The organism is Pseudomonas sp. C9-3 (assembly GCF_032392015.1).
GTDB lineage: Bacteria > Pseudomonadota > Gammaproteobacteria > Pseudomonadales > Pseudomonadaceae > Pseudomonas > Pseudomonas nitroreducens.
Map to the genome: position 1 here is coordinate 1,883,972 of NZ_CP135919.1, position 15,888 is coordinate 1,899,859.

Annotated in this window: 17 protein-coding genes; 8 read left to right on the forward strand and 9 right to left on the reverse strand. The window is 66.8% G+C overall.

Annotation, left to right across the window (positions count from 1 at the left end; all coding sequences use genetic code 11):
* Nucleotides 1-2 precede the first annotated feature (2 nt).
* The 5 genes from RS899_RS08540 to RS899_RS08560 form a co-directional block, all read right to left on the reverse strand.
* Nucleotides 3-1,226 carry a chloride channel protein gene (locus tag RS899_RS08540; protein WP_401035575.1) on the reverse strand — a complete coding sequence of 408 codons (1,224 nt, stop codon included), beginning with the start codon at nucleotides 1,224-1,226 and terminating at the stop codon, nucleotides 3-5.
* A gap of 225 nt (nucleotides 1,227-1,451) precedes the next feature.
* Complete coding sequence (locus tag RS899_RS08545; RefSeq protein WP_315809622.1) at nucleotides 1,452-1,919, reverse strand: DoxX family protein; 468 nt, start codon at nucleotides 1,917-1,919, stop codon at nucleotides 1,452-1,454.
* Between the two features lie 10 nt (nucleotides 1,920-1,929).
* Nucleotides 1,930-2,685, reverse strand: coding sequence for a DNA-binding domain-containing protein (locus RS899_RS08550; RefSeq protein WP_315809623.1), 756 nt, complete (start codon nucleotides 2,683-2,685; stop codon nucleotides 1,930-1,932).
* Nucleotides 2,682-3,515, reverse strand: a complete 834-nt coding sequence (locus RS899_RS08555; protein ID WP_315809624.1) for a DUF692 domain-containing protein — start codon at nucleotides 3,513-3,515, stop codon at nucleotides 2,682-2,684. The genes RS899_RS08550 and RS899_RS08555 overlap by 4 nt, the downstream gene beginning before the upstream one ends.
* A 16-nt stretch (nucleotides 3,516-3,531) precedes the next feature.
* Nucleotides 3,532-3,819: a DUF2282 domain-containing protein gene (locus RS899_RS08560; RefSeq protein ID WP_024762431.1), complete on the reverse strand. Its 288-nt coding sequence runs from the start codon at nucleotides 3,817-3,819 to the stop codon at nucleotides 3,532-3,534.
* A gap of 233 nt (nucleotides 3,820-4,052) precedes the next feature.
* Between RS899_RS08560 and RS899_RS08565 the strand changes: the two genes are divergently transcribed.
* From RS899_RS08565 to RS899_RS08575, 3 genes are all read left to right on the forward strand, one after another.
* Nucleotides 4,053-4,643: a sigma-70 family RNA polymerase sigma factor gene (locus tag RS899_RS08565; protein ID WP_054909599.1), complete on the forward strand. Its 591-nt coding sequence runs from the start codon at nucleotides 4,053-4,055 to the stop codon at nucleotides 4,641-4,643.
* The gene (locus RS899_RS08570) at nucleotides 4,630-5,271 is read left to right on the forward strand and encodes a DUF1109 domain-containing protein (RefSeq protein WP_315809625.1); all 642 of its coding nucleotides are present in this window, start codon (nucleotides 4,630-4,632) and stop codon (nucleotides 5,269-5,271) included. Before RS899_RS08565 ends, RS899_RS08570 begins: the two co-directional genes overlap by 14 nt.
* A gap of 209 nt (nucleotides 5,272-5,480) precedes the next feature.
* Nucleotides 5,481-6,242 carry a DUF599 domain-containing protein gene (locus tag RS899_RS08575; protein ID WP_024762429.1) on the forward strand — a complete coding sequence of 254 codons (762 nt, stop codon included), beginning with the start codon at nucleotides 5,481-5,483 and terminating at the stop codon, nucleotides 6,240-6,242.
* Nucleotides 6,243-6,307: 65 nt separating this feature from the next.
* Here RS899_RS08575 and RS899_RS08580 read toward each other — a convergent pair whose 3' ends face one another.
* Nucleotides 6,308-6,529, reverse strand: a complete 222-nt coding sequence (locus tag RS899_RS08580; RefSeq protein WP_054909597.1) for a hypothetical protein — start codon at nucleotides 6,527-6,529, stop codon at nucleotides 6,308-6,310.
* A 161-nt stretch (nucleotides 6,530-6,690) separates the two neighbouring features.
* On the opposite strand from RS899_RS08580, the gene RS899_RS08585 reads away from it, so the two are divergent.
* From RS899_RS08585 to RS899_RS08605, 5 genes are all read left to right on the forward strand, one after another.
* Entirely contained in the window at nucleotides 6,691-7,164 is a 474-nt protein-coding gene (locus tag RS899_RS08585) for a PaaI family thioesterase (RefSeq protein ID WP_024762427.1), read from the forward strand.
* Nucleotides 7,161-7,607 (forward strand): PaaI family thioesterase, encoded by a 447-nt coding sequence (locus tag RS899_RS08590; protein ID WP_024762426.1) that lies wholly within the window; start codon nucleotides 7,161-7,163, stop codon nucleotides 7,605-7,607. Before RS899_RS08585 ends, RS899_RS08590 begins: the two co-directional genes overlap by 4 nt.
* Complete coding sequence (locus RS899_RS08595) at nucleotides 7,608-8,852, forward strand: MFS transporter (protein WP_315809626.1); 1,245 nt, start codon at nucleotides 7,608-7,610, stop codon at nucleotides 8,850-8,852. It abuts the gene before it with no gap.
* A 119-nt stretch (nucleotides 8,853-8,971) separates the two neighbouring features.
* On the forward strand, nucleotides 8,972-10,876 hold the full coding sequence (gene htpG, locus RS899_RS08600; protein WP_054909595.1) for a molecular chaperone HtpG: 1,905 nt from the start codon (nucleotides 8,972-8,974) through the stop codon (nucleotides 10,874-10,876).
* An 89-nt stretch (nucleotides 10,877-10,965) separates the two neighbouring features.
* Nucleotides 10,966-11,697, forward strand: coding sequence for a dienelactone hydrolase family protein (locus RS899_RS08605; protein ID WP_233298835.1), 732 nt, complete (start codon nucleotides 10,966-10,968; stop codon nucleotides 11,695-11,697).
* A 43-nt stretch (nucleotides 11,698-11,740) separates the two neighbouring features.
* Here the strand turns inward: RS899_RS08605 and RS899_RS08610 are convergent, their stop codons facing one another.
* The 3 genes from RS899_RS08610 to RS899_RS08620 are packed head-to-tail and all read right to left on the reverse strand — an operon-like array spanning nucleotide 11,741 to nucleotide 15,743.
* Nucleotides 11,741-13,021: a cytochrome c gene (locus RS899_RS08610; protein WP_315809627.1), complete on the reverse strand. Its 1,281-nt coding sequence runs from the start codon at nucleotides 13,019-13,021 to the stop codon at nucleotides 11,741-11,743.
* A complete protein-coding gene (locus tag RS899_RS08615) occupies nucleotides 13,018-15,255 on the reverse strand; it encodes a xanthine dehydrogenase family protein molybdopterin-binding subunit (RefSeq protein WP_315809628.1) in 2,238 nt (745 codons plus the stop codon). The genes RS899_RS08610 and RS899_RS08615 overlap by 4 nt, the downstream gene beginning before the upstream one ends.
* The gene (locus RS899_RS08620) at nucleotides 15,252-15,743 is read right to left on the reverse strand and encodes a (2Fe-2S)-binding protein (protein ID WP_315809629.1); all 492 of its coding nucleotides are present in this window, start codon (nucleotides 15,741-15,743) and stop codon (nucleotides 15,252-15,254) included. The genes RS899_RS08615 and RS899_RS08620 overlap by 4 nt, the downstream gene beginning before the upstream one ends.
* Nucleotides 15,744-15,888 lie beyond the last annotated feature (145 nt).

Sequence of the window (15,888 nt, forward strand, 5' to 3'; positions counted from 1 at the left end):
ACTCAGGGCTTGTTCGGCGCCACCTTGTCGAGAATCTGCCGGGCCAGGGCATGGTAGAGCGAAACCGGCGCTATCCAGCCGGAAATGGCCGCGGCCAGCAGCGTGGCGGCGAGCATGGGAATGGCCAGGTCCGGGCTGTGGGAAAGCTCCAGCACGATCACCGAGGCGGTCAATGGCGAGCGCGTGACGCCCGCCAGATAGGCGCCCATGCCGAGCAGCGCGCAGGTCTGCGGGTTGACGCCCGGCAGCAGGGAGAGCACGGGCGCGAACCCTGCGCCGACGCTCAATGAGGGCGAGAACAGGCCGCCAGGGATTCCGGCCAGGTACGACACCACGTTGGCGAGGAACTTCCAGAGCAGGAAGCTGGCGTCGGTCACCGGGTTGCCGTCGAGCAGGGCGCGGGTTTCCTCGTAGCCGGTGCCGAACACGTGGTTGCCGGAAATCACGCCGAGCAGCGCCAGCGCTAGCCCGCAAACAGCAGCGAAGCGCACCGGGAAGCGCTCCCGCACGGCGCACATCCGGCCGATCCAGCCGTGCTGCGCCGGCAGTACCAGCTTCACGTAGAGCCCGCCGAGCACGCCGCCCAGCAGCGCGCAGGCGGGCACTTCGCTCCAGCCCCAGCCGGTGGGCAACCCGCCGCTGATGTCGCCAAAGTAGGAGTAGTGCCCCATCAGGCCCAGGGTGACCACGCCGCCGATCAGCACGGCGGTCAGCACCAGGCCGCTGAAGCGCTGCTCGTAGGTGCGGCTCAGTTCCTCGATGGCGAAAACCACCCCGGCAAGGGGCGTATTGAAAGCCGCCGCGATACCGGCGGCGCCGCCCGCCAGGATCAGCCCCGCCACGGTGCGTCGGCCGTGGAGGCCCAGGCGCGTGCCGAAGGCGTAGATCACCGCGGCACCCACGTGCACGGTCGGTCCCTCACGGCCGACCGAGCCACCGACCAGCAGGGCGCCGAGGGTGAACAGCATCCGCACCAGCGCCACCGGCAGGGCGAGGACCTGTGCACGGAATCGCCGCGATGGCGATTCCAGCGCGGCAATCACCTGCGGGATGCCACTGCCTTTCGAGTTCACGAACCAGCGCTGGGTGATCCAGGCCAGCAGCGCAAAACCCAGCGGCGTCGCCAGCAGCGGCAACCACGGCGATACCTGCAGCATCCGCTGGAACAACCCGAAGGAGCGATCCGCCAGCCACGCAAAAGCCAGGGCTACCAGCCCCACCAGCAGGGCGCCGACCCAGAACGCGAGGTGCTGCCGCCATTTCAGCCAGCGCGAGCGAAGCAGTCGCCGCGTGCGCTTGCTCGCGGCGGAAACGCTTCGTGCATCGGGTTCATCTTGGAGGTCAGAGTCGGACATCGGCGGGTAGAAGTTTCGTCCCAGAAAGACCGAGTATGACCGCTACCGGCTGAACCGGGAAAGCCAGGATGACCGTCGACGAGAGCCGCCATGCCGTCAGCCGATCTTCAATGCCCGGTCCAGCGACCAGGCGCCCGCGCCGCGACCAATCAGCAGCAGGAGCAGGCCGGCCCAGGACAGGTGCGTCGGCCAGGCATCGGGGTAGACGAACACTTCGATCACGGTGGTCATGCCCAGCAGGGCGAGGGCGGAGAGGCGGGTGAACAGGCCCAGCACCAGCAGGACCGGGAAGAAGTGTTCTGCGTAGGTCGCCAGGTGCGCGGCTATATAGGGTGGCACCAGCGGCAGCACGTATTCGGTCTGGAACAGTTCGTAGGTGCTCGGCGTGATGGTCAGGATGCCCTCGACCTTGGTGCGCCCGGACAGGAAGAAGATCGAAGCAATCCCCAGGCGCGCTACCAGGCACAACAAAGAGTCGCTGAGCAGGGACTGCAGGCGGCTGGCGATGGTGTTCCAGTGCTGGCGAAGGGCGCCGCCCGGGTAGTGGCTGCGGGAGATGTCCATGGCGGCTTCCTCAGGTGAGTTTCAGCGGTTGGAACACGGCGGCGCCGAGCAGGCTGCCCAGCAGCACCGTGAAGTCGAGGTCGGCTTGCGCCCTGAGCGCCAGGGTCGATGCCTGATCGAGGTCATGACCGCTGGCGCAGGCATCGAGGAAAGCGCAACCGCCCACGTCCAGTGCCTGCCAGGTGACGCCCTCGGCATGGCCGACCAGCAGCGCGCCTTCAGCGTGCCAGGGCAGCTCTTCGGGCAATGGCAGCGCTTCGCGGTTGTAGCGCCAGATGCTGTAGATCGGCTGTTGGTCGAACCAGCGCCAGCGTGCGCTGGCGCGGGGTTGCAGGTGACAGGGGGCAAGGTCGGAAGCGGTCATGCCCGCCAGGTCGGACCACTGCAGCGCAGGCTCCTGTGGCGCGGTGTAGGCTTCCAGCCACAAGCGGTCGAGGCGCGCCACGTCGGCCAGGTAGGGCAACTCGCGCGCGGGTTCGAAGGCGTCGAGGAAATCGGCGAAGTCTTCGCCGTAGAGCACCAGGCGCGCGTCGTTCGGCGGTGTCTGCTGTGCGTGGATGGCCGCCGCGCCGCGCAGCCAGTCAGTGCCGACCAGGCGTTCGACACTGGGGAAGTTGTCGCACAAGGCGTCGGTGCAGCCCTTGAACACGGTGTTGCGGTAGACGCTGAAGCCGGCCTGCTCGGTCAAACCTTGCAGGCCGGGGGGAGAGCGCTGGTACAGCGCTTCGACGAAAGCTTCCTGGAAGCTGCCGAGGGACGTCTTCATGCGGCCACCTCCGCCCGGTTGAGGATGGCCTGGGCGATTTCGCGCTCGGCCAGCAGTTCGCTGAAGGCGGGGATGTGGTCGTCGCGTTCGATCAGCGTCGGGCGCGGGCCGATGCGCCGGATCAGGTGCTGGTAGAGCTCCCAGACCGGTTCGGCGATGGGGGCGTCGTGGGAGTCGATCAGCAGCTCGCCGCGCTCGTCGTGACTGTGCCCGGCCAGGTGGATTTCCAGGATGGCTGCGGCGGGGAATCGGTCGAGATAGCGCTTGGCATCGAAGCCGAGATTGTGCGCGCTGACGTGTACGTTGTTGATGTCCAGCAGCAGGCCGCAGCCGGTGCGCAGCGCCAGTTCGGTCAGGAATTCGATCTCGTCCCAGTCGTGGCCGTCGAGGCGAAGGTAGTGGCTGGGGTTCTCGATAGCGATGCGCCGGCCCAGGGCATGCTGGGTACGCTCGATGTTGTCGACGATGCGGGCCAGGGCTGCGTGGCTGCGGGGGAAAGGCAGCAGGTCCGGCAGATAGCGGCCGCGCCAGGTGGACCAGGCCAGGTGCTCGGAGATCAGCACGGGCTGCACGCGCTCAACCAGCGCGCGCAGCCGCAGCAGATGAGCCTCGTCGGGGGCGGCGTCCGCTGCCAGGGACAGCGAAACCCCGTGCAGCGACAGCGGATGCCGTTCGGCGATCCGCTCCAGCCAGGCAAGGCGGGGGCCGCCGACCATGTAGTTTTCCGGATGCACTTCGAACCAGAGCCCTCGCGCGCAGCAGTCGAGCGCCTGGGTGTAGTGCTCGGCCTTGAGCCCAAGCCCGGCACCCGGTTGAGTCGATACGTTCATGGTCGGCAGCCTGCACTCAGGACTTCATCGGGGTCAGCGAGCCCATGCCGTGCGGCGTCTTGATCGAGGCGCAGGTGCCGGCCGGGACGTTCTTCCAGTGCATGCCGTCGTAGTCCTTCTTGGCGCTGCCTGCGCAGGTGGTGCCAGCGCCGGCCTTGCAGTCGTTCTTGCCGGCCAGTGCCACGCCGTAGCATTTCTCCATGGCCGCGCCCGTGCTGGCCTTGGTATTCATGTCGTCGGCCAGTGCGTTCCCGGCAAGGGCGGCAAGGGCAAGGGCGGCGGTGGCGAGGGTGAGGTTTTTCATGGTGCGGTCTCCCGTTGGGTGGTGGGGCCGCACAGAGATTTCCGGCGGCTTGTCGAGTAGTTCGCCGGGAGTGGTGATCCGGTTACAGCCGCCTGAAGATTTTTTTGAGATTTCCCTGGGGCGGCCCTAAGGTATTGAACAGCTGCCTGTTTTTTCTGCGGGCCGGCGATCTGCCAGCAAGCGTGGGGCAGACTCGGGAAGATTTTCCTTGCGCGCTGTAACCAGGACGGTCGATGCAACGAACTACCAGCCAGGATGTGTTGATCGCGCGCGAAGCGCACCTTCAGACACTGCTGATGCAGGGCATGGCCGGTAACGCGGTGGCCTACCGCGAGTTCCTCGCCGCCCTTGGCTCGCACTTGCGCGCCTTCCTGCGCCGCCGTCTGGCGCAGCGCCCCGGCGAGGTGGAGGACCTGGTGCAGGAAGTCCTGCTGGCCGTGCACAACGCCCGCCACACCTATCGCGCAGAACAGCCACTGACGGCCTGGGTGCAGGCGATTGCGCGCTACAAGCTGGCTGACCATTTCCGCGCCTTTGCCCGTCGCGAGGCGTTGCATGATCCGCTGGACGACGATGAGGGCGAGCTGTTCGCCACCGAGGACGACCAGCCGGCGCAGGCCAGCCGCGATCTGGGCAAACTGCTGCAGCAGTTGCCGGACAAGCAGCGCCTGCCGATCGTCCATGTGAAGCTGGAAGGGTTGTCTGTAGAGGAAACGGCAAGCCTGACCGGGCTTTCCAGTTCCGCCGTGAAGGTCGGCATCCACCGCGGGCTGAAGGCCCTGGCGAACATGATCCGAGGGTTGCGAAGCGATGAAGACCAATGAACTGATCGACCTGCTGGCTGCCGGCGAGAGCGCGGTCGATCGGCGAGCGCTGGGCAAGCGCTTTGCACTGGCTCTGCTGGGCGGCGGCCTGGGCGCGATACTGCTGATGGCCGCGCTCTATGGGGTGCGCGCGGACCTCGCTGACGTCGCGCGGACTCCGCTGTTCTGGGCCAAGGTCGCGCTGCCCGGCAGCCTGGCGCTGATCGCGTACGGGTTGAACAGCCGCCTGGCGCGGCCGGGAGTGAAGGGTGGTGCAGCGTGGCTACTGCTCGGGCTGCCGGTGCTGCTGGTGTGGCTGGGGGGCGCGGTGGAGCTGGCTGCGGTGCCTGCCGAAGCGCGCGCCGGGCTGATACTGGGCAAGACCTGGCGCACCTGCCCGCTGAACATTGCGCTGCTCTCGATACCCACATTCATCGCCGTCTTCTGGGCGCTGCGTGGGCTGGCGCCTACCCGGCTGCGCCTGGCCGGTGCTGCTGGCGGCCTGCTCGCCGGGGCTACCTCGACCCTGGCGTACTGCCTGCACTGCCCGGAGATGGGCATTCCCTTCTGGGGCGTGTGGTACCTGCTCGGCATGCTCCTGCCTACGCTGCTGGGCATGGCCCTGGGGCCGCGCCTGTTGCGCTGGTAGGGGCGTGCCGGGCAACACGCTCACCGGGCGCTGGCGACCCTCGCCAGTCGGGTGCGGCTGCGAAGGCATGTGAACGCCCGGTGGCACCCGGCGCCCGGACGTGCGCCACATACCGGGAAGCCCGTGCAGGGGCGCGTGTCCTGGCGGGATAAACTGGCGTCTATCGGCTGCGTACCGACTTCATTTCGTCTCGAATCGCAAGGAAATCCATGACCGACGTCGTCGACCTGTTCGACATCCAGTATTTCTGGAACCTGCTTGCCATCCTCTGGTTCCTCTTCTGCTGGATCGGCTACACCCGCTACGCCAAGACCAAGGCCCGCGACACCGCGTGCCTGGCCAGCGTGCTGCATCTCTACCGCCAGGACTGGATGCGCCGCGTATTGTTGCGCGACAACCGCGTGGCGGACGCCAGCGTGATCGGCAACCTGGAGCGCAACGCCTCGTTCTTCGCCTCCAGCACCCTGATCATTCTGGCGGGTATCCTCACGTTGCTGGGCTCGGCCGAGCGCACGATCTCGGTGCTCGCCGACCTGCCTTTCGTGACGCCGCCCACCCGCGGGCTTTCAGAGCTGAAGCTGCTGTGCCTGGCAGTGGTGTTTGTCTATGCCTTCTTCACCTTCAGCTGGTGCATGCGCCAATACAACTTCGCGGCGGTGCTGATCGGTTCGGCGCCCATGGTGGGGGAGCGCAACGTCGGCGAGCTGGAGCGCAAATCCTTCGCCGAGCGCGCGGCGCGCGTGGTGTCGCTGGCGGCGCACCAGTTCAACCAGGGCCTGCGCACCTACTACTTCGGCCTGGCCATGCTGGCCTGGTTCATCAACCCCTGGATCTTCATGCTGGTGACGGCGGGTGTGGTGGGCGTGCTGTACCAGCGCGAGTTCCACTCCAGCGTGCTCCATGTGATGGTCTACACGCCGACGCCGCAGGGCGACGCGCCACGGGACAACGACATTCCGCCCAGCGGCTGAGCGGCAAACGGCAGAAACGACAAGGCCCGCAACATGCGGGCCTTGTCTTGTGCAGCGCAAGCGAATTACTGCTTCTGCTCGCCGCCAGCGGGCTCCTGCGGCGCGGTGGCCGGGGCAGCCGGAGTGGCCGGGGAGGCTTCAGGTGCCGGCGGAGTGGTCGGCGCCGGAGTCGCCGGCTGCTCGGTCGCGGCCGGTGCCGGCGGCGCTTTCGGCTCTTCTTTCTTGTCGCAGGCGGCAAGGCCCAGACCTGCAACGATCAGCAGAGCGAGGGGAAGGGTTTTTTTCATGCGGAGCCTCCATGTGCGGCTTTCCTGGTGTTAGCCCTTTGAACCGGTGTTGTGTGAATTAGTTCAACGAATATTCCTAAGCCCCTGTATTCCATCACTGCAGGATTGACAGCGACCGGGGTATGATGCCGCCCCGTGCAGTCAATCGGTCGACCCCTCCCATGTCCGAAAACCCACTCCTGGAGCGCGCCCAACGCTTCCTTTCGGCGCTGCGCCACTGCCAGTTGCTGGGCATCAGCGCGCATGCGGCGGACGCCTCCGGCCTGACCCTGCGGCTTCCCTACAGCGAGGCCATTGTCGGCAACCCGGAAACCGGCGTGATCCACGGCGGCGCCATCACCACGCTGATGGACACCACCTGCGGCATCTCCACCGTCTGCGTGCTGCCGCAGTTCGAGATCTGCCCGACCCTGGACCTGCGCATCGACTACATGCACCCAGCGCAGCCGCACAAGGATGTCTACGGGTTCGCCGAGTGCTACCGGGTCACCCCGAACATCATCTTCACCCGTGGCTATGCCTATCAGGACGACCCCAGCGAACCCATCGCCCATGTGGTCGGGACCTTCATGCGCATGGGCAAGGCGGTATCCGCCGGCTCGGTGAAGCGCGACGTCGATGGGGGCCAGGGATGACCACGGTGAACATCGAGGCCATGGTGCGCGCCGCGCACGAGAGCAAGGACTACGACCCGCTGATCGACGCGATCCCCTATGCCCGGCTGCTCGGCATCCGCTGCCTGCGCCTGGGCGACGATGCGATCTTCCACCTGCCGGCCAACCCGGACAACATCGGCAACCCCACGCTGCCGGCCCTGCATGGCGGGGTGATCGCCGGTTTCATGGAGCACTCGGCGCTGCTGCACCTGCTGATGTTCATGGGCATCCCGCACATGCCCAAGATCATCGACTTCTCCATTGACTACCTGCGCGCCGGGCACTTCCGCGATACCTACGCGCAGTGCCAGGTCTGGCGCCAGGGCCGACGGGTGGCGAACGTCGCCATCACCGCCTGGCAGACCACTCGCACCGAACCCATCGCCACCGCTCGCGCGCACTTCAAGGTCGATGGCGCCTGAATGGATACGCTGCTGATCCTGCTCGGCCTGCTGCTGATCCTCGCGGGGTACGTCTGGCTGATCGCCCGCGCCTTCGAGCGCAGCCTGTTCTGGGGGCTTGCCAGCCTGCTGCCGCCGCTGGCCGTGCTGTTCGTCCTGGTTCACTGGCGCCTGGCCCGCAGCGCCGTGGCCCTCGGGGCCCTGGGCTGCATTCCGCTGGTGGTCGGCCTGACGATGCTGGCCAGCCGCGACAGTGCGCGCCTGGAGGCCATCCTCCGCCTGGAGTGGCTCAAGCCCGAGGCGGTCGTCAAGCCTGAACTGGCGATCAACCTGCGCGGGGAGCTGAATGGCCAGCCCTTCGTGCCCGAGCAGGCCGAGTTCATCGACGGTGTGCTCAGCCTGCGCGAAGGCCAGGACTTCTACGCTCACCGCGAAATCCAGGTGCGCCTGGCTGCGCCGGTCAGCGGCCCGGTCAGGCTGGACGTGTTGCCTGACGACAAGGGACGCCTGCCGGAAATCGAAGTCAGCTGGCTCGCGCCAGGCCAGGACCTGCCCGAAGCGGTCCGCCTGCAGCGTGGCTACAGCCTGCACCTGGACCTGGCGCCAAAGGCTCCCAACCGCCTGGAAGGCGCCTTCCACCTGGTGCTGCCGGCCCAGATGCAGACCACGCTTTCGGGCACCATCGAAGTCTTCACCGACCGCCTGCGCTATCGCGATGGCGAGGTGGATACCCGCTTCGACTCCCGCGATACCTTGCGTTATGTACTGCAGGACTACCTGCAGCGCCGCTTTGCGCGTCGTGATGTCGCCATCACCCGCATGCCCACCCTGGATACCCAGCGCGCTTCCCAGGAGGTTGCACTGACCGTCGAAGTTGGCGGCGCGCCGCAGGACCTGCAGGTCACGCTGGAGAAGACCCCCGCGCGTGGCTGGGGTGTGCGGGACGACCGCTACCCGCGGATGAAGGCGTCGAACGTCCCTGCGGCCCCCGTTACGGCTGCCACGCCGGCGAAATCCAATGCCCCCGTGCCGCAGGCGCCGGAAAGCGGTCGCCTGGCCATTGAGCGCCTGCTGTCCGCACCGCAGCGCTACGTCAACCGCAGCATGCGTGTGACCACCGAGCGCGGCCGGGTTGCCGAGGGCGTCTTCGTCGGCCTCGATGTCGACGGCCGCATCGTCATCCGCCAGGTCATCGATGGCCCGGGCGAGGCGAGCTACACGCTGCGTCCCAGCGAAGTGACCGACATCGAACTGCCGGCGCGCTGACCGTTCGCCGGTCATTTGCCGGCGAATTTTCTCCAACCCCTTGAATTGGTTCGGGAAGCCCCCATCTCGCTGACATCGGCCGCACGACGCGGCATTTGTCACCCTCGGAGCGAGAAACGATGAGCGCGGAGACTCAAAAAGAAACACTGGGCTTCCAGACCGAAGTGAAGCAGCTGCTTCACCTGATGATTCACTCCCTGTATTCGAACAAGGAAATCTTCCTTCGCGAACTGATTTCCAACGCCTCCGACGCGGCCGACAAGCTGCGTTTCGAGGCCCTGGCCAAGCCTGAGCTGCTCGAAGGCGGCGCCGAGCTGAAGATCCGTGTGAGCTTCGACAAGGACGCCAAGACCGTCACCCTCGAAGACAACGGCATCGGCATGAGCCGCGAGGAAGTCATCGCGCACCTGGGCACCATCGCCAAGTCCGGTACCGCCGACTTCCTGAAGAACCTCTCCGGTGACCAGAAGAAGGATTCCCACCTGATCGGCCAGTTCGGCGTGGGCTTCTACAGTGCCTTCATCGTCGCCGACAAGGTCGATGTGTTCAGCCGCCGTGCCGGTGCACCGGCCAGTGAAGGCGTGCACTGGTCGTCCAGGGGCGAGGGCGAGTTCGAAGTTGCCACCATCGAGAAAGCCGAGCGCGGCACTCGCATCGTCCTGCACCTGAAGGATGGCGAGGACGAGTTCGCCGACGGCTGGCGCCTGCGCAACATCATCAAGAAATACTCCGACCACATCGCGCTGCCCATCGAGTTGCCGAAGGAGCACCACGGGGAAGAGGCCGACAAGCCGGCTGAAACCGAATGGGAAGTGGTCAACCGTGCCAGCGCCCTGTGGACCCGTCCGCGCACCGAGGTGAAGGACGAGGAATACCAGGAGTTCTACAAGCACATCGCCCATGATTTCGAGAACCCGCTGACCTGGAGCCACAACAAGGTCGAGGGCAAGCTCGAGTACACCTCGCTGCTGTACGTCCCGGCCCGCGCGCCGTTCGACCTGTACCACCGCGAGGCGCCGCGTGGCCTGAAGCTCTACGTGCAGCGCGTGTTCATCATGGACCAGGCCGACCAGTTCCTGCCGCTGTACCTGCGCTTCATCAAGGGCGTGGTGGATTCCAACGACCTGTCGCTGAACGTCTCCCGCGAAATCCTGCAGTCCGGCCCCATTGTCGATTCGATGAAGTCCGCGCTGACCAAGCGCTCCCTGGACATGCTGGAAAAACTCGCCAGCAACGACGCCGAGGCCTACAAGGGCTTCTGGAAGAACTTCGGCCAGGTGCTGAAGGAAGGCCCCGCCGAGGACTTCGCCAACAAGGACAAGATCGCCGGCCTGCTGCGCTTCTCTTCCACCAGCGACGAGAGCGGCGAGCAGAGCGTTTCCCTGGCCGACTACATCGGCCGCCTGAAGGAAGGCCAGGACAAGATCTACTACCTCACCGGCGAGAGCTTCGCCCAGGTGAAGAACAGCCCGCACCTGGAAGTCTTCCGCAAGAAAGGCATCGAAGTGCTGCTGCTCACCGACCGCATCGACGAGTGGCTGATGAGCTACCTGCCGGAATTCGACGGCAAGCAACTGGTCGACGTCGCACGCGGCGACCTGGACCTGGGCAGCCTGGACTCGGAAGAGGACAAGAAGGCCCAGGAAGAGATCGCCAAGGCCAAGGAAGGTCTGGCCGAGCGCCTGAAAGCCGCACTGGGCGATGAAGTCGCCGAGGTGCGTGTTTCCCACCGCCTGACCGACTCGCCGGCGATCCTCGCCATCGGCGAGCAGGACCTGGGCCTGCAGATGCGCCAGATCCTCGAGGCCAGCGGGCAGAAGGTGCCGGAAGCCAAGCCGATCTTCGAGTTCAACCCGGCCCACCCGCTGATCGAGAAGCTCGACGCGGAAGCCGACGAAGACCGCTTCGGCGAACTGACCCACATCCTCTTCGACCAGGCCGCCCTGGCCGCGGGGGACAGCCTGAAGGACCCGGCCGCTTATGTGCGCCGCCTGAACAAGCTGCTGGTGGAACTTTCCGCCTAAGCTGAACCAGCCCAAAGCCCGCTTCGGCGGGCTTTGTGTTTTTCCAGTACTCGATCAACTACACCGACAAGCGAAAGGGGACTACCCGAATGAGCCAGATCAGCGTGCAACCTGTCGCCTACAGCCTCGATGGCGTGTCCTTCGAAGGCCAACTGGTATTCGATGCCGCCAGCAACGCGCCGCGTCCCGGCCTGCTGATGGCGCCGAACTGGATGGGCGTCAGCCAGGGCGCGGTGGATATCGCCCGCAAGGTCGCCGAGCGCGGCTATGTGGTGCTGGTGGCCGACCTTTACGGCAAGGACGTGCGCCCCAATGGCCCGGAACAGGCCGGCGCCGCCATGATGCCGCTGAAGAACGACCGCGCGCTGCTGCGCAAGCGCATGCAGCTTTCGCTGAAGACCCTGCTGGAGCAGGCCGGCAAGGCCCCGCTGGATACCGCAAAGCTGGCCACCTTCGGCTTCTGCTTCGGCGGCTGCTGCTCCCTGGAGCTGGCCCGTGACGGCGCGCCGCTGGCGGCTGCGGTGTCCTTCCACGGCACCCTGGATACGCCGAACCCGGCCGATGCGAAGAACATCCAGGGCGCAGTGCTGGTGCTCGACGGCGCTGTCGACCCGTTCGTGCCGCGCGAGCAGCTCAGCGGTTTCGCCAAGGAAATGATCGATGCCGGGGTGGACTGGACCCTGACCAGCTACGGCGGAGCGGCGCATTCCTTCACCGACCCGCACGCGCAGATTCCCGGCAAGATGCAGTACGACGCCAAGGTGGCGCGCCGTGCCTTCGCCGCGATGTTCGACCTGCTGGAGGAGCGCTTCGGCGCCTGACGGCATCCGGGGGAGGGCATTGCGCCGCTCCCCCATGTCGGGTTCAGCGCAGCTTGGCTACCTTGAACTCGAGGTCAGGCCAGGCTGGCAGGCCGGCGAAGTCCTCCCGCAGGAAACGCGCCAGCGCGACGATCTGTTCGTCGTTGAGGCTGTGACGCATTGCCGGCATGTAGCCCAGCTCTGGTCGGGCGGGTTCGCCGATGCCGTCCAGGATCACCCTCAGCAGATTGTCCGGTGTGGCCGCATAGAGTTTGTTGCTCACTGCCAGTGACGGCCGCACGCCATTGAGCTTCGGGCTGTCGCCGTCATGGTGGCAGGCCATGCAGGCGCCATTGAACAGCCTGGCGCCAGTACCGCTGACCGGTTGCAGGGTGCCGTAGGTGCGCTCTTCCAACTCGCTGGCCTGCTTCTGCGGCGAGAAGTCGCCCGCCTGCTCCGGCAGGAAGGACGCCAGATAACGCGCCATGGCTTGCAGGTCCGCGTCCGGCTGCTGCACAAGGCCTGCGGCCACCGGCGCCATCGGGCCGGCGGCGCCGCCGTGGTAGCGCGAGAAGCCGTTGCGCAGATAGTCGTACAACGTCGCCTGGGTCCAGGGAATCGCCGTCTGGCCGCTGCCGTCGAGAGGGGGCGCCTGCCAGCCGTCCACTGTCGTACCGGTGAAGCGTTGCTTGCCGGCACGCTCGGCACCCAGTGCATTGCGCGGTGAATGGCAGGCGCTGCAGTGGCCCAGCCCCTCCACCAGATAGGCGCCGCGGTTCCAGGCCGCATCGCGCTGCGGCTGAGGCTGGAAGCGGCCCTGGTCGAAATACAGCAGGTTCCAGGTGGCCATCAGCCTGCGCTGGCTGTAGGGGAAGCGCAGGCGGTTGTCCCTGGGCTGCGCCTGCACCGGCGGCCGGCTCATCAGGTAGGCGTAGAGGTCGCGCAGGTCTTCATCGCCAATACGGGTGAAGGCGGTGTAGGGGAAGGCCGGGTAGAGGTAGTCGCCCTCCCGCGAGACACCTTCGCGCATCGCTCGCTCGAAGGCCTCGAAGGACCAACTGCCCAGCCCGGTATCGCGGTCCGGGGTGAGGTTGCTGGTGTAGAGCGTGCCGAACGGTGTGGCCATGGCGCGGCCACCGCTCAGCGGGGCGCCACCTTCGCGGGTGTGGCAGACGGCGCAGTCGCCCAGGGCCGCCAGTTTCTGCCCGCGGGCGATGGACTCGGCACCGAAGCTGGCGGCGGCCGGCGGGTCGACTGGTGCAATGCTGCCTTTCCAGGTAATGGCCAGCGCTACCAGGCTTGATGCGGCCAGCGCTGCGATGACGCCCAGTGAATGGATTTTCATGTGGGTTGTTTCTCGTTCAGGGCGGCCAGTACCCGTTCTGGCGTGAACGGCGGGCGGGTGAAGCGCACGCCGGTCGCGTCGTGCAGGGCATTGGCGATGGCGGCTGCGCTGGGTACCGAGGCAGATTCGCCGGCCCCCAGCGGCGGTGTACCGGGGCGGTCGAGCAGCAGCGCGGTGATCCTGGGCACCTGGGGGAATCCGAGGATCGGGTAGCCGCCCCATTCCAGGCTGGTGACACCGCTGCGGTCGAAGGTCGCGTGCTCCATCAGTGCGCGACTGGTGGCCTGGATCACGTTGCCGTGGACCTGGTGGCGCACCCCGTCGGGATTCACCATCTGCCCGCAGTCCTGCGCCACGTGGACCTCGGTCACGCGGACGGCGCCGGTGTGCGGCTCGACCTCGACGTCGACTATCCACGCCGCCCAGGCCGCGCCGAACCCCGGGAAGGCACTGTGGAAGTAGCGCGCGTAGGCGAAGCCGCGGCCGACCAGCAGGTTGCCCTGGCGTGCCCGCGGGTTGGGCGAGACGCGCGGCTGCCACTGGGCGGCGGTGGCCAGCGCGTTGATCAGCGCTATGGCACGTTCGTCGTGCAGGTAGCGCAGGCGGAATTCGATGGGGTCGGCGCTGGCCATCTGCGCCAGTTCGTCGATGTAGGACTCATGGGCGAAGACGTTGGGCAGAGCCGATACGCCGCGCATCCACGAGGCGCGAACGATGGGGGCTGCGTCGTTGCACACCACCCGCATGTGCGCGAAGGCGTATTGCGGGACGGCGGTGCGGTCGCCCATCTGGGCGATCTGCGGCTTGGCGTCCACTCGCGAGGTGAGCAGCAGGGCCAGGTTGACCGCGTTATTGGAGGGATAGCAGGTTGAGAAGTCGTAGGCCGCCACTTCGCCGTTTTCGTCCAGCCCGCCGCGGACATCGATCAGTTGCGCCGAACCCTTGGGCTCCCAGCCGTGTTCCTGTTCGCGCATCAATTGCACGCGCACCGGTCGGCCGACGGCCAGGGCGAGCAGCGCGGCATCGGCGCTCACGTCGTCGGCGCAGTTGCGGCCATAGCAACCCGACGCTTCCATCCGGATGACCTCGACCTGTTCAGGCTGCATGCCGAGCAACGTCACCAGGTCGGCGCGCAGGTCATGGGGATTCTGGCTGCCCGACCAGACCTTCATCAGGCCATCCTCGAAATGCGCGAGCGCGCAGGATGGGCCGATGGAGGCGTGCTGCTGATAGGGCCAGACGTAAGTACGCTGCAGGGGACGGTGGAGCTGCGCCAGCACGGCGTCCATCTGTGTGTCGTCCTGGAGCATGCGTGGCTGCTTGGGGTGGGCGCGCAGGGTGGATTCCAGCTCGTCCAGGCCCAGGGGTGGCAGGCCGCTCCAGTGCTTCCAGCGTACTTTCAACTGGTGGGCAATGTGGATCGCCTGCTCTTCGCGCTCGGCTACCACGCCAATGAAGTCACCTATCACTACCAGCCGGACAAAGCCGGGCAGGTGGGCCACGGACTGCTCATCCGCCTCCACCCGGCTCCTGCCCAGCGGTGCGCTGGCATCCACGCCGGTGTAGGGCGGGCGCACCACGCGGCCGTGGAGCATGCCCGGCAGGCGCATGTCGTGTACGTAGGTCAGCCCGCCCGTGACCTTGGCCGGAATATCCAGGCGCGGCACCGAGCGGCCGACCACGCGGTAATCGCTGTGGGCCTTGAGCGGCGCGCTGGCATCGACCTTCAGTTCGAAGCGCTCGCCCCGCAGCAGCTCGCCGTAGCCGATGCCGCGCGTGGGTTTGCCCCTGACGAAGATTGCCCCGCCGGCGCAGTCGAGCTGGCGAATGTCCACCTTGAGGTGCTGCGCCGCGCGCTGCATCAGGAACTCCCGCGCCTCGGCCGCTGCCCGGCGCAGCGGAATGGCGCTGACCTGGAGGGTCGAACTGGCGATGGTCGGCCCCTGGTCGGGCGTGTAGCGGGTGTCACCCAGCAGCAGGGTGATCTGCTCCAGGTCGACGTTCAACTCCTCGGCGACTATCTGGGTCAGGGCAGTGCGTATGCCGGTGCCGAGGTCGACATGGCCGCAGGCAGCGGTGATGGTGCCGTTGCCGGCGATGGCGATGAAGCTGTCGACCTCGTCGAGGGGCAGCACGCCGTCGGCGCCTTGCGCCAGCAACGGGCGAGGCAGCTGAGTGCTGACCAGCAGGGCCGCGCCGGCCTTCAGGAACTCACGGCGGCCGAGCAGGCTCATGCCGGGTTTTCCTGGCCGCGGTTGCCGATTCGCTCGGCGGCCTTGCGTACGGCACTGAGGATCTGCACATGGGTACCGCAGCGGCACAGGTTGTAGGCCAGCTCCTGGCGGATCTCCTCGTCGCTGGGCGAACTGTTGCGCGCGAGCAGGGCCGCGCTGGTCATGATCATGCCGTTGCTGCAGTAGCCGCACTGCGCCGCCTGCTCGTCGATGAAGGCCTGCTGGACCGGGTGCGGGGCATCCAGTGTGCCGAGACCTTCCAGGGTGGTGACCTGGCGTCCTACAGCCGCGGAGACCGGCGTGATGCAGGAACGGGTGGCGATGCCGTCGATATGGACGGTGCAGGCGCCGCACTCGCCCAGGCCGCAGCCGAACTTGGGGCCGTTGAGCTGCAGGTCGTTGCGCAGGACGTACAGCAGCGGCGTATCGGCGGCCACGGCGAGGTGCCTGGGCTGGCCATTGACGACCAGCGAGAGGGGGTCAGCCACGGGGTGTGCTCCTTCCGGGGGAATCGGTCCCTTGCGCCGGAGAGGGTCGGCGGAGGGAAAAGGAAGGAAGTCTTCGGGAGCGAGCTGACGCCAGCCAGGGTGCGCGGGCCGATAGGTCTGTAGGAATCAGGTGAAAGGGGCGCAG